Consider the following 15,008-nt stretch of genomic DNA (forward strand, 5'->3'; position numbering starts at 1 on the left):
TGAATGCAAAGGCAATCGCGATGATGAGTAAACTGATTCCCGCTAATGACATGACTCTTCACCTCTTTTATGTTTTAGGAATTCCTCTATCTGCTTTCTTTTTGCAAAGGAGAGAAAAAGCCACTGGAACATCTGTCTCCAGCTAACCCTTTAATTCTTGTAAAGCTATACCACTAATCTTTTTCAATGAAACACTCTCCAAGCTAGAAGTTTATGTAAATCTAAAAGATCGTCCTTTTTCCTCAAAATCGGCTTTTCTAAAATAGTTGGTTTCATTGGGGGCAGGGAAGTCTCCCTCGATGTAAGAGAAACAACAAGGAGTCAATCTGCTCCTTATGAATTCTTGTCCATTGCCAGTCTATTTTTTGCCCATTAACCAATAAGAATTCACACAGAGTGGTTCATCGTTTTCTTCTATTGTTAAGCTACTATCTTCCGCCTCTTAGATCTTCCAACCTATATTTCTTTAGAGACTGAGCAAAAACAAAAAGCAATTCTTCCAAACGATGAATACCTATATATTCATTACTATAAAAGTCCTATATTTGGAATCTTTTGTATAAGTCATGTTTTTCCATAAAAGGAAGAGGGAAGTACATAATCATGCAAGCGCTTACTTATAAACGTTGTTATCAAAGTAAGCAGAAATAATAATTTTGTATAAAAATTCGTCACGATTCGACAAAACTTTTCAGAAAATTTTTATTAATAGCAATTGTAAAAGAGGTTTTCTGATTTTATGATGAATATAGGCAAAAATAAAACACGTAAATTTTTTGCATGTTCATCAACAGAAACTAAAAATCTACTAGATTTAAGAGGAGTGATGGTGTGGTCCAAGATACAACTTTAGAGCATGATATCTATTTATTCCATGAAGGAAATCTCCGTTACAGTCACAGGCTGCTCGGGGCGCATCCGGAGACGAGAAACGGAGAGAAAGGTGTCCGTTTTGCTGTTTGGGCTCCAAATGCGGTTCAGGTGAGTGTCGTCGGGATGTTTAACGAGTGGGACGGTCGGGAGAATCCCATGGAAAAAATCAATGATAACGGAATTTGGATCGCCTTCATTCCAGGTCTTGATAAAGGCACCATGTACAAATATGAGATTTTAACCACTCACGGTCATCTTCAGCTGAAAGCGGACCCATATGCTATTTCCAGCGAACTTCGTCCTGATACGGCTTCTGTCGTCCATCCTTTGGACAATTACTCCTGGGGTGATGATGAATGGATGAAGCAGAGAAAAGCGAAGAACCCCTATGAATCTCCGATGTCGATCTATGAGCTTCACCTTGGTTCATGGAAAAACATAGAACCTGAGGTTTTTTACAATTACCGAGACTACGCAGAGATGGTCATTCCTTACGTAAAGGACCTCGGATATACCCATATTGAACTCCTTCCATTGACAGAGCACCCTTTTGACCGTTCATGGGGATATCAAGCTACCGGGTACTTCTCTGTCACATCCCGTTATGGAACCCCTGACGATTTCAAATATTTTGTCGACCAGTGTCATAAATATGGAATCGGTGTCATATTGGATTGGGTTCCGGGGCATTTTTGTAAGGATGCCCATGGGTTACGTCGGTTCGATGGAGAAGCTCTCTATGAATATGCAAATCCTAGTAAGGCGGAGAAAACGCAGTGGGGTACGCTTACGTTCGATTTTGCTAGAAACGAAGTTCAGAGTTTCCTGATTTCGAACGCGATTTACTGGCTGAAGGAATACCACCTCGATGGCTTGCGGGTGGATGCCGTTGCTAGCATGTTGTATTTGGATTTCGGCAAGGAAGATGGAGAGTGGGAGCTGAATGAGTACGGCGGGCGTGAAAACTTGGAAGCCGTTTCGTTTATCAAAAAAATGAATGAAGCTATTTTTGAGGAAACACCAGATGTATTGATGATGGCCGAAGAGTCCACCTCATGGCCGCTCGTCAGTGCGCCAACCTATATCGGAGGTCTAGGCTTCAATTATAAATGGAACATGGGCTGGATGAACGACATGCTTAAGTATATGGAGATGGATCCGATTCACCGGAAGTACCACCATAACTTGATTACTTTCTCTTTGTTCTATGCTTTTTCCGAGAATTTTGTATTGCCGATTTCTCATGATGAGGTCGTTCATGGTAAGAAATCGTTACTAAATAAAATGCCGGGTGATTACTGGCAGAAGTTCGCGAACTTGCGAGCCTTTCTCGCCTATATGTATGCCCACCCAGGGAAAAAACTCATGTTCATGGGAGGTGAATTCGGACAGTTCGATGAGTGGAAAGATTTAGAGGATTTGGATTGGGAGCTATTGGACTACGATTCCCACGCCTCCATATTGGATTATACGAAACAGTTGCACCAATTGTATCAAGATATGCCAGCTCTATGGGAACTTGATCATAAAGAAGAAGGCTTCATGTGGATCGATGCCAACAACTATGAGCAGAGCATCATCTCATTTGTCCGCAACAGTCGTACATCGAATGACCAACTGGTGGTCGTCTGCAATTTCACTCCAGAAGTCTACCACGATTACAGAGTAGGAGTACCGAAACATGGCTCATATAAAGAGATTTTCTCGAGCGACGCGGAACATTTCGGAGGTTCTGGGCAGACAAACGGTTTGCCTTTAGAAAGCGTACCTTCCCCATGGCAAGGACAGGATCAGCATATTACCATGACGATTCCCCCGCTCGGTGTGAGCTTCTTGAAAAGAACTTCAGTATCCAAGGAGGAAAATCATGAAAAATAAAGAATGTGTAGCAATGCTTCTGGCTGGCGGACAAGGAACCAGGCTGAAGTCATTGACCAAACAAATCGCAAAGCCTGCCGTCTACTTTGGCGGAAAATATAGAATCATCGACTTTCCATTGAGCAATTGCACAAATTCAGGGATTGACACAGTCGGTGTCCTTACTCAATACGAACCGTTGATATTGAACGACTATATAGGAATTGGAGACACATGGGATCTTGACCGTAAATATGGCGGGGTATCCGTTCTTCCTCCATTCATGCAGGCGGAAGGGGGCGGCTGGTACACAGGAACAGCCAACGCCATTTACCGGAACTTGAAATTTCTGAATCAATACGACCCTGAACACGTACTTGTACTTTCTGGAGACCATATTTATAAAATGGATTACGGTGCGATGCTTGATTATCATAGAGGATCCGGTGCTGATGCAACGATTTCGGTTATTGAAGTGCCGTGGGACGATGCCAGCCGTTTTGGCATCATGAACACGGATGGAGATGGAAGAATTACTGAATTCGATGAAAAACCTGAGAATCCGAAGAGCAACTTGGCATCTATGGGTGTGTATATTTTCCGTTGGGATGTATTGAAACAATACCTGATTGAAGATGCAGAAAAAGAAAATTCCTCCCATGATTTCGGGAAGGATATCATTCCAGCTCTTCTTTATGACTATAAAAAATTGATGGCTTATACGTTTGAAGGTTATTGGAAGGATGTCGGGACGATCGACAGCCTTTGGGAAGCGAACATGGACCTTCTGAAGAGGGAGCCTGAGTTGGATTTGAACGATTCGAAGTGGCGAATTTACTCAAAGAACCCGAACCAGCCGCCACAATATATCGCGCCGACTGCTCATGTGAGAAATGCCTTGATTAATGAGGGGTGCCGCATCAAGGGATCTGTAGATACATCGATCATTTTCTATGGTGTGCACGTAGATGAATCTTCGGTTGTCAAAGACAGTGTCATCATGCCTGATGTGAAAATCGGTAAAAATGTTAAGATTCACCGTGCCATCATTTCAAAAGGCAGCGTCATTGAAGATGGAGCGGTCATCGGCGACCCTTCACCAGACAGTGAAATCACACTCGTGGCAGATGAGGGAAGTGTCCTTGCCACAAGTTATGCTACCAATAGTTAAAGGGAGGATTTTATGGATCGTATAGCAGGAATCATAAACTTAGATCACGAACAAGACATGTTGGATGAGTTGACCTATTTCCGTTGTGGCGCAGCCGTACCGTTTGCGGGGCGTTACCGGATGATCGACTTTGCCATTTCAAATATGACGAATTCCCGGATTGAATCCGTGGCGGTATTCGCTCGCAGAAAGTACCGCTCCCTGATGGACCATTTGGAACAAGGGAAAGCATGGGACTTGGACCGCAAGCGCGGGGGACTGTTCATCCTTCCTCCTGACTGGAATGATCCAACAGACATTTCACGTGGGGACTTGCAGCATTTCCACAACAATATCGATTTCATCAATCGAACGTTAGCCAACTATATCGTCGTCTCGGGCTCTCAGCATATCTGCAACATCAATTATCAAGATGTCCTTCAAGAGCATAAGAGCTCTGGTGCGGATGTTACGGTTATCTACAAAAAAGTCGATGAACTTTACCCCGAGCATCAAAGAGCCCACAAGCTTGACATTAATCAAGACAACCGTGTGACAGCGATCCACAATGATCATAGCAATAACAATGTGTACATGGATATGTACATCATTGAGAAAGACCTCTTGTACTCCTTAATTGAAAAATGCATCGCCCACGGCTGCTCCCACTTTTTCTTGGACGGGATTAAAGCCAAACTTCCTGAAATTAATATTCATGCGTATGAATACCATGGTGGTCATGCTTTGGTGAATTCTGTTGAAAGCTACTACCGTAACAGTGCGAAGCTCTTGAATCCAGAAGAACATGATGAATTGTTTAAGGATGATGCTCCTGTATTCACAAAAGTAAAAAACGAAGCACCTTCCAACTATACCGCGACATCCAACGTGACTAATACGATGGTCGCAAATGGATGTGTCATTGAAGGTCATGTTGAGGACAGCATTCTATTCCGCGGTGTGAAAGTCGCTGAAGGAGCGGTTATTAAAAATTCGATCATTATGCAACGCTGTGAAATTGATAGCAATGCCGTTTTAGAAAACGTCATTCTTGATAAAGATTGCAACATTTCAAATGGAAAGACATTAATTGGTGCTCCAGAGAAGCCGTATGTCGTAGCGAAAAGAAGAACAATGTAATATCCCAATGGAAGGGACTGTCCGGATCTCATCACTCTGACAGTCCTTTTCATGTAATCAGCTTATTCGTGATGTTTTGAACATGTTCGAACTAATATTAAAGGAGTGGGTCAAGCGTGAATGTATTGATGATTGGTTCTGAGTGTACCCCTTTTATAAAAACGGGTGGTCTTGCCGATGTTTTGGGTTCTCTTCCTCATGCCTTGAAAAAGCAGGGCGCGGATGTCAGGGTCGTCCTGCCGAAATATGAAAACATGGATGATCACTGGAAAGAGCAGCTGGAGCATCTGGGTGAGATGAATGTGCAGCTGGGATGGCGCAGCCAATATGCTGGAATCGAATATATCAAATATGAAGGCATTCCTGTTTATTTCATAGATAACGAGTATTATTTCAAGCGTTCCAATCTATACGGATACGATGATGAAGCCGAACGTTTCGTATTCTTTAACCGTGCCGTGATGGATTGGGTCTGTGAGATGGACTGGACGCCTGATGTTTTGCATTGCCACGACTGGCAGACGGGGTTGATTCCGGTTTACTTACATACCCACTACAAGGAAGTTGAGAAACTTCAAGGTATGAAAACAGTTTTTACCATCCATAATTTGAAGTATCAAGGCGTTTTTGCGCAATCTGTGCTTCATGATTTGATGGACTTTGATGAGAACATGATGTCGGAAGATGCGTTTGAATTTTTCGGAGACATCAATTTTATGAAAGGGGCCTTGAATTACGCGGACTTCATTACAACAGTCAGTGAAACTTACGCAAAAGAGATTCAAACGCCTTATTATGGGGAAAACCTAGACGGAGTGTTACGTAAGCGTACTGATGAATTGATCGGGATCGTTAACGGCATCGACGATCAAAACTATAACCCTATGAAAGACGATGCCCTGGCGTTTCCTTATCGCAGTTCTTTGATCAAGAAAGCCCAAAACAAAATGTGGCTGCAGGCGGAACTTGGTTTGCCAGTCAGAAAAGATGTTCCAATGATTGGCATCGTTTCCAGGCTGGTGGAGCAAAAAGGATTCGATTTAATCGGGCGGGTCATCGATGAGTTATTACATGACGATGACGTCCAGATCGTCTTACTTGGTACAGGCGAATACCAATATGAACAGATGCTCCAGTGGGCTCAGCACCGACACCCAGAAAAAATGTCTACGAACATCCGATTTTCAGAACCTTTTTCCAGACAGATTTATGCGGCGAGCGATCTATTCCTCATGCCATCCCGTTTTGAACCATGTGGCATCGGCCAGTTGATCGCTTTGCGATATTTGGCTGCTCCGATTGTAAGAGAAACGGGAGGACTCGCGGACACCGTCCAGCCATATAATGAAGAGACGGGAGAAGGGAACGGATTTACGTTTACGAACTACAATGCGCATGACATGCTGTACACCATTCGCAGAGCGCTCGAATTCTATCAGGAACCTGCTGCTTGGCAGAATCTTGTGAAGAACATTTGCAAGAGTAAGTTCACATGGAAAAACTCTGCTGATCAATATATGGATCTTTATCAATCCATGTTTCGTTAGCAGAGGTGATAGGAGGAACCTTCATGGTGATGTTCAGTGACAAAGAAGAATTCAAGTCAGAGTTCAAAGCGCAGTTGGAAAGTAAGTTTGGTAAGACCATAGACACAGCATCCGAATTTGATACGTACCGGGCACTCGGTGCGCTGATCCGCGAGAAGATCAATAAAGATTGGTTGAAAACGAACCGGGAGTACAAAACGAATAAGACAAAGCAGGTGTATTACTTCTCCATGGAATTTCTAATGGGACGTCTGCTTGGCAATAATTTATTAAATTTGGACGTACTTTCGCTTGTTGAAGAAGGGTTAGCGGATCTGGGGCTTTCTTTATCAGAACTTGAAAAGAAGGAAAGTGATGCTGGACTTGGTAATGGCGGCTTAGGACGATTAGCTGCTTGTTTTCTCGATTCCCTTGCTTCTTTAGAATTAGCTGGACATGGCTATGGTCTACGGTACCGATATGGAATGTTCGATCAGCATATTATCGATGGAAAACAGGTGGAGTTCCCGGATTATTGGCTTTCAAAAGAATTCATCTGGGAAGTGCGCCGTCCTGAAGATGCGATCGAAGTCCGCTTTGGCGGAAATGTATCATCGACAAGAGATAAAGATGGAAAACTCCATTTCAAATATGAAAACTATGAACCAATCCAGGCTGTCCCGTACGATGTACCTGTTGTCGGTTACCACAACGATACGGTAAACACATTGAGGCTTTGGTCCGCTGAACCGACGGTTGAGGATACGATGACAAAAGCGGAAAGAGAAGGGTTATTTGGTCACTTTTTAGATCATAAACGATCTCTCGAATCCATCTCGGATTTCCTTTACCCCGACGATTCTACAGAGGAAGGTAAGAGCCTTCGTTTGAAGCAGGAATACTTCTTGGTGTCTTCTGGAGTGCAATCGGTTGTGCGTTCGTTTGAAAGGCTTGGGCTTCCGTGGTCATCGTTCCCTGACAAGGTAGCCCTTCATATCAATGACACGCACCCAGCTCTCGTCATTCCTGAGCTGATGAGGATTCTTATGGATGAAAAAGGGGTGGGCTGGGAGGAAGCCTGGGAAATTACACAGTCCTCTGTTTCTTATACGAACCACACGACATTAAGCGAAGCTCTCGAGTCGTGGCCGGTGGGACTAGTACGGACATTGCTTCCTCGGATTTTCATGATTATCGACGAGATCAATGAACGTTTTTGTCAGGGTTTATGGAAAACCTATCCTGGTGAATTCGACCGAATTGCGGATTTAGCCATCGTGGCGGATGGACAGGTGAAAATGGCACACTTAAGTATTGTCGGCAGTCACAGTATTAATGGAGTGGCTAAGCTCCACACGGATATATTGAAGGAACGTGAAATGAAACGTTTCTATAATACATTTCCTGAGCGTTTCAATAATAAAACGAACGGCATTACCCATCGTCGCTGGCTGATGCACGCAAACAGTCCATTGACCTCAGTCATTACTGAAGCCATTGGTGATGAGTGGATGAAAGAGCCGAAACAGCTGACCCGTTTGCTTGACCATAAGGATGATCTGGCTTTTCTTGACCAGCTCCATTCAATCAAGCAGGAGAACAAAATCGAGTTCGCTAAATGGGTCAAAAATACACAAGGGATTACGGTCGACCCGAATTCTATCTTTGATGTTCATATCAAGCGCTTGCACGGGTACAAACGCCAACTGCTTAATGCCCTTCATATTATGCATTTATATAATGAATTGAAGTCAGACCCGACGCTCGATATCGTTCCGAGAACCTTCTTCTTCGGAGCAAAAGCAGCGCCAAGCTATCACTTCGCAAAAAAAGTGATTCAACTCATCAACCGCATCGCATCTGTGATCAATAACGATCCTGATGTGAAGGATTATATAAAGGTGGTCTTCCTGCCGAACTACTCGGTTTCCATCGCAGAGAAAATTATTCCGGCGAGCAATGTCAGTGAACAAATTTCAATGGCGACCAAAGAAGCCTCAGGAACAGGCAACATGAAGTTTATGATGAATGGAGCGCTGACTCTTGGAACCATGGATGGAGCGAATGTTGAAATCCATGATCTTGTCGGAGATGATAATATTTACATTTTCGGTTTAACGTCTGATGAAGTGTGGGACTATTACCGAAACGGATCCTATTCTTCCCGATACGTTTATGAAAATGATGAGCGTGTCCGTCACATCATGGATGAACTCATTCACTACAGTCCGTTTTCTAAGGGAGAGACCGTTTTTCAGGAGATTTATGATGCCCTTTTGACCTATAACGATGAATATTTCGTGCTTAAGGATTTCGCGAGCTACGTATTGGCTCAGAAAAAGGTAAGCTAGGATTACCAACGCAAACGTCAGTGGAACTTAAAGAGTCTTGTCAATATCTCTCAATCCGGAGTTTTCTCAAGCGACCGGACCATTCAGGAATATGCCCGCGATATATGGGACATTCAACGTGTGAAGACGTTGAAGTGAGGTACTATTTAGGGGGACGGATGTGTGAGACAAAAGGATATGTATCATAATAGTTTCGAAGAATCTTATCGAGAGCCTTTCGGCGCAGCGCCGAAGGGTTCTCCTGTTACGCTCAAAATTGATCTCAGTGACCGGTACAGGGTTTCCCACGTCATCCTTCATTACATCTTGGACCGCACAGATGACGAGAAAACGAAGGAGATGGACCTCTGCAGTCAGGAACATCAGCAGGTGTCTTATGAAGCTACAATCCGGATGCCTGAGACGCCGCAGCTCATCTGGTACTTTTTCGAAATCACCCTAGAGGACCAGACCCTTTTTTACGGAAGGGAAAAAAGCTATGAAAGTGGGGAGGGGAAAGTGTATGATCACATCCCTCCTTCTTGGCAGATTACGGTGTACGACTCTTCTTATAAAACCCCGGATTGGTGGAAAAACGCAACGATGTATCAAATTTTCCCGGATCGTTTCTACACGGCAGGGGAACTCCAGAGGGAGAAGGCGCCTGAAACAAGTCTGATCCACGCCCATTGGGAAAATGAACCGGTGTATATTCGAAATGAACGAGGAGAAGTTATCCGCTGGGATTTCTTCGGTGGTAACTTGCAAGGAATTACGGAAAAACTCGATTATATTGAAGGTTTAGGGGTATCGGTTATTTATTTGAATCCAATTTTCGAAGCGGAAAGCAACCACCGCTATGATACAGGCGATTACCATAAAATCGATCCTCTGCTCGGTACAAAAGAGGACTTGGAAACATTGATCAAGGAAGCGTCTGGAAGAGGGATTGAAATCATGCTGGACGGAGTGTTCAGTCATACTGGAAGTAACAGCATCTATTTTAATCGAGAAGGAAAATATGATTCGCTCGGCGCGTATCAGTCTAAAAACTCCCCGTACTACAGCTGGTACACCTTTCACCATTATCCAGATGAATACGATGCCTGGTGGGGCGTTGGAACTCTTCCTACATTGAATAAAGAAAATGAAGATTATCAAGACTTCCTCGTCCATGATGAAGAAAGTGTCATTAAAACTTGGCAGCGATCAGGGATGAAGAACTGGCGCCTGGACGTGGCAGATGAGCTGACCGATGACTTGATCAGTCAAATCTATCGGCAGTTGAAGAAGGAAGATGAAACGAGTGTCCTCCTTGGTGAGGTTTGGGAGGATGCTTCAAACAAAACGGCTTACGGAAAACGGCGGGACTATTTCTTGGGTGGTGTTTTGGATTCGGTGATGAACTACCCCATGCGCCGCTTGATGCTTGACTTTATGAAAGGTGAAATGGATGCTTATACCGTTCACCGCCGACTTATGACGTTAAGCGAACATTATCCGAAAGAGTATTTCTATGCCGTCATGAACATGCTTTCAAGTCACGATGTAGAGAGGATCCAAACGATGTTGGAAGACTACCTCCCTGATGACTTTAGTCAAGAGGAAGCAGAGAAACTCATCATCAAGCAAATCAAATCTCTCAGTCTATGGCTTTATGCTTTCCCAGGCGTACCATCCTTGTACTATGGAGATGAAGCGGGAGTGACAGGCGGGGCTGACCCTGATAACCGCAAACCTTACCCTTGGGGGCGGGAGAATGAAGAGTTGCTGGACTGGTATAAAAAAATCGGACAGTGGAGAAAAGAACATACCGCTCTCCGGACAGGTCACTGGAAGTCTTTCACCCTCGACAAAGATGTCATCGGTTTCGAGCGCTGGACAGAAAACGGTGTGGACCACTTCAATGAAGAAACAAGCGATGAACGAATGCTGTATTTATTCAACCGGAATACAAGAAAGAAAATAGAGATCAACTTGCCGATTCAAAAAGGGAAGTGGCAGCACCTGGAAAACAAAAAACGGATATTCAGTTCAAAAAACAATGTGTTAACAATTGAACTAGAACCTTGTGAAGCCATGTTATTACGCTTAATGAAATAGGAGGTGTACGGATGGGATTTTTAGATGGACTGATGGGCAATGCCAGTCAGGTGGATGTCGATAAGATTGAAAGAGAGCTTGAAGGCATTCTTATTGAAGGTGAAAACATTCAAAACGGTTATAAAGTTCTCAGAGATTCTTTCATTTTCACAGACCGACGCCTCCTGCTTATTGATAAGCAGGGCATGACAGGGAAGAAGGTCGAGTACCACTCCATTCCTTACAAAAGCATCACACACTTTAGTGTTGAGACAGCAGGGAGCTTTGATCTCGATTCCGAATTGAAAATCTGGATCTCTGGAACAAATGAACCAATTGGGAAACTCTTCAAGAAAGACAGTCCGATTGAAGAAGTCCAACAAACACTCGCCACTTATGTATTATAAATGTTTCACGTGAAACAATTCTGAAAATAAGCCTGGAAACTAGCTTTCGGGCTTATTTTTTATGTTTATTTTTCACTTATTTAACAGGTTTTTGGAATGCTTGATTACCAGCTTAATGGGGTTCTTTGCAGGGCTTAGCGTCAGAGGTTGCTCGGAAGGAATTGGAATTTTAGATGTAGAAGTAGTAATATAGTCGGGTGTCATTTTTTACATAATAGTTTAGTGAGTTTCACAAAAGGGGGAGTTTAGAATGACAAAATTAAAAGATAAGATCCAAGGCGAAGTCTTGGTACCAGGTGATGACCAGTACGAGGGGACAAGAAAAATTTTTAACGCCGCCATTACAAAAAGACCGTCCGTTATCGTCGTATGTAAGGATGCCCAGGATGTATCAGAAGCAGTGATGTATGCAACGGAAAACGATTTAGAGATTGCGGTCAGAGGGGGAGGTCACCACGTTTCAGGAACATCATTGACAGAAGGTGGTTTACTCATTGATCTTTCCCAGATGACAACCGTCGATGTACATAAAGAATCGCAAATCGTATCTGTCCAAGGTGGGGCTACTCTTGCGGATATCGATGAAGAAACACAAAAACATGGGTTGGCCATGCCAACCGGAACCGTTTCAGAAACTGGGATTGCAGGCCTTGCCTTATCTGGGGGTGTCGGGTACCTCCGCGGGGTGTTAGGCTTATCCTGCGACCAATTGGTAGAAGCGAACGTCGTGACCGCTTCTGGAGAACAAAAAGTGGTGAATAAGGACACAAATGATGATTTATTCTGGGCTATTCGTGGAGGTGGAGGTAACTTTGGTGTAGTGACAGAATTCAAATTCAATCTGCACCTCGTTGGTCCTGAAGTATTAGCATTTAACGTCATGTATGACTTGAAAGATGGCATGAAAGTATTCCGAGGTTTGAACGAATATTTAATGACCGCTCCTGATGAAGTCAGTGTAAACATGACAGTGATGGATCTTCCACCAGCACCCATGCTCCCGGAATTTCTTCATAATAAATCTGTGATGGTCATCGCAGGCATGTATGCGGGTGATGCTGATGAGGGACAGGGTATCATCAATCCATTGAGAAAGTTAGCGGAACCAATCATTGATCAGACGGGGGTCATCCCATATACGGATCTACAGAAAAAGTTGGACCCGATGGTACCGCAAGGCGCTAGTTTCAAAGGAACATCGCTGTTTTTCAAGGATCTTAATGAAGATACATTTAAACAACTACTAGAGGAAAAAGATAAGGCCCCTGGTGGACTTTTGTTCCAACTATGGGAAATGCATGGGCAAGTCAACTCCGTCCCTGCAGATTTTAATGCCTTCTCCGTCCGTGATAGTCAGTATTTACTGCTGCTAGATCTCGTTTATGAACCAGGCAACGATAAAGCTGCGGACGATTGGGCTGAAAAATTCTATGAAACATTCGCTCCCTTTTCATTAAACGGTGCCGCATATTTGAATGGCATCGATCCAGATAAAGACGTCATTGAAAAGACCTACGGTTCCAATTACCAGCGTTTGCAAGAAATTAAAGCAAAATACGACCCTCACAACGTTTTTACACGGAACCACAATATTAAAGCCAATCAAAACGTCTAAAAACTACCAGAATCCACCTTCTACTTTACGTAGAGGGTGGATTATTTTTAGTAACTTTTCAACTATATGGCCGGATTGTTGAAGACTCAGTTTGGAGACTTTCCGGGGTTCATTACCCGGGTTAAGCGCCAGGGGTGGCTGGTAAGCAGCTCGCTTTCCTGCGGGGATGACGGAGAGCCTCCTCTAGCTAAAGCTCTGCGGGGTCTCTCCAGCCCATCCATTCCCGCGGGAGTCTCGCAGCTTCCCAACCTCCCCTTTCAATGTAAGGGAGAAACGAACCCTTGTACCAAGTTGGAGTGTCTTCCGCTATCCAATTGTTAGAGGTATAAAGCGCTGTGGATTAAGCTTTTAAGAGTTATGTAGGTGTTCTATAACCCACTTCCCATAATTATATGAGCTGACCTTTTGGTAGTGGTTTCGAGGATCTTCCTTGGCAAAGGGGCGGAGGGGAATGGCGAGACTCCTGCGGGAAAAAAGTGCAGGGTGAGACCCCACAGGACGCAGTCCGAGGAGGCTCACCGCGCTCCCGCGGAAAGCGAGCTATTCCCTGCAGCCCCCATCCACTCAACAAAAGTCTCGAAACTGAGTCTTCCATAATCGGGAGCGTTAGTGGTAAAACTACTCTAGGAATCTAAAAATTCCATATATATTTGAATTTTTGGTCTGATTAGCCCATCATAAGTAATAGATATATACTGTTAAACAACAATGAAAGCGTTATCAAAAGAGGTGTGGACATGAAGCTTGAATTGACTCATAAGCAAACGACAGGCTTAGTAATGACAACACAAATGCGTCAAGCGATCACGATGCTCCAATGGACCTCTGCTGAATTGTGGGAACATATCCAGCAGGAAATCCATGAGAACCCCATTCTAACGTTAGAAACCTCAAGTATTATCCCTTCCACTCGTCATCATCGAGAGGCCTATCACGATCCCATTGATCAAATCGTACCCGACGAAAAAAACTGGCGTGATGGATTGGTGGAACAAGCAGGCTGGTTGAAGGTTGATCAGTCATTAAAAGAGACGCTTCTTTTTTTAATTGGGAATTTAGATGAACGGGGATTTTGTACAGTTTCTGAAGAAGAAGCGTCACTTGAAACCGGTCACTCCATGAATACGGTAATGCGGGCGAGACGCCTTTTATTACAATTTGAACCGATGGGTGTCGGGTGTTTGGATTTTAAAGAATTTTTACTCTTACAAGTAGAGAAAAAGCATCCGGATTCTTCCGTCTTATCTGTTTTAATTGAAAACCATTTAGATGACTTAGCCACTCAGAACTTCAAAAGGGTGGCTTGTGAACTGGACATAGATGAAAAATGTGTCATTGAAGCTTTAGAAGTAATCCAAGCTTTAGAACCACGTCCTTTAATTTCGGATTATGGACCGAACAATATCCCTTCGATGCCTGATTTGATACTAGAAAGAAAAGATGGGGGTTATGTGCTGCGTGACCCATTTTCTTTCAGTGGTCAAATCCAGTGGGATGATCAGTTGGTTCGTATGTACAAAGAGGGCAAAGAAGCCCATGAATATTTGGATGATTGCTATAAAAAAGCGCGCTGGCTTCTGCAAAGCATAGAGCAACGGCAAAACACCATTTTGAAAGTGGCGGAAATGATTATCAAACACCAGAGAGACTTTTTGAATGGAGGTTCATTGAGGCCTCTCACTTTAAAGAAGGTGGCTAAAAAATTGGGTGTCCATGAGTCGACGATCAGCCGGACCGTTGCCAACAAAGTTTTGCAGACTCCCAAAGGATTGTACGAATTGAAGAGCTTTTTTGTCACTGGTTATCACTCCGCGGATGGAGCAGAAGTTTCTTCTCAGCACATTAAAACTTTAATAAGAGAGATGATAAAAGAGGAAAACCCTCTGAAAGCTTTATCTGATCAAAAGATGGCGACCGAATTAAAAGAAAAGCATAACGTTAAAGTGTCGCGACGAACGGTTGCCAAATATCGAGTCTCTCAATCTGCCATCCTCATCCAAACGAAGAGCGTCGGCACGTGAAGGGGTT

General features: G+C 43.7%; 8 protein-coding genes and 1 pseudogene. All 9 read left to right on the top strand.

Annotation, left to right across the window (positions count from 1 at the left end; translation table 11 throughout):
• The first annotated feature begins 831 nt into the window (after positions 1-831).
• The 9 genes and pseudogenes from glgB (at position 832) to rpoN (ending at position 15,001) form a co-directional block, all read left to right on the top strand.
• Positions 832-2,751, top strand: a complete 1,920-nt coding sequence (glgB, locus tag LC065_RS05480; protein ID WP_226593286.1) for a 1,4-alpha-glucan branching protein GlgB — start codon at positions 832-834, stop codon at positions 2,749-2,751.
• Complete coding sequence (locus LC065_RS05485; protein ID WP_264187899.1) at positions 2,741-3,901, top strand: glucose-1-phosphate adenylyltransferase; 1,161 nt, start codon at positions 2,741-2,743, stop codon at positions 3,899-3,901. The genes glgB and LC065_RS05485 overlap by 11 nt, the downstream gene beginning before the upstream one ends.
• A 12-nt stretch (positions 3,902-3,913) precedes the next feature.
• Complete coding sequence (gene glgD / locus LC065_RS05490; RefSeq protein WP_226593284.1) at positions 3,914-5,020, top strand: glucose-1-phosphate adenylyltransferase subunit GlgD; 1,107 nt, start codon at positions 3,914-3,916, stop codon at positions 5,018-5,020.
• A gap of 116 nt (positions 5,021-5,136) precedes the next feature.
• Positions 5,137-6,567 (top strand): glycogen synthase GlgA, encoded by a 1,431-nt coding sequence (glgA, locus tag LC065_RS05495; protein ID WP_226593282.1) that lies wholly within the window; start codon positions 5,137-5,139, stop codon positions 6,565-6,567.
• Positions 6,568-6,596: 29 nt separating this feature from the next.
• Positions 6,597-9,035 (top strand): annotated as a pseudogene (locus LC065_RS05500) (glycogen/starch/alpha-glucan phosphorylase).
• A gap of 24 nt (positions 9,036-9,059) precedes the next feature.
• Complete coding sequence (locus LC065_RS05505) at positions 9,060-10,979, top strand: glycoside hydrolase family 13 protein (protein WP_226593280.1); 1,920 nt, start codon at positions 9,060-9,062, stop codon at positions 10,977-10,979.
• A gap of 11 nt (positions 10,980-10,990) precedes the next feature.
• Positions 10,991-11,365: a PH domain-containing protein gene (locus tag LC065_RS05510; RefSeq protein ID WP_226593278.1), complete on the top strand. Its 375-nt coding sequence runs from the start codon at positions 10,991-10,993 to the stop codon at positions 11,363-11,365.
• A gap of 250 nt (positions 11,366-11,615) precedes the next feature.
• A complete protein-coding gene (locus LC065_RS05515; protein ID WP_226593276.1) occupies positions 11,616-12,980 on the top strand; it encodes an FAD-binding oxidoreductase in 1,365 nt (454 codons plus the stop codon).
• A gap of 737 nt (positions 12,981-13,717) precedes the next feature.
• Entirely contained in the window at positions 13,718-15,001 is a 1,284-nt protein-coding gene (gene rpoN / locus LC065_RS05520; RefSeq protein WP_306163790.1) for an RNA polymerase factor sigma-54, read from the top strand.
• Positions 15,002-15,008 lie beyond the last annotated feature (7 nt).

The organism is Halobacillus litoralis (assembly GCF_020524085.2).
Classification (GTDB): Bacteria; Bacillota; Bacilli; order Bacillales; family Halobacillaceae; genus Halobacillus; species Halobacillus litoralis_E.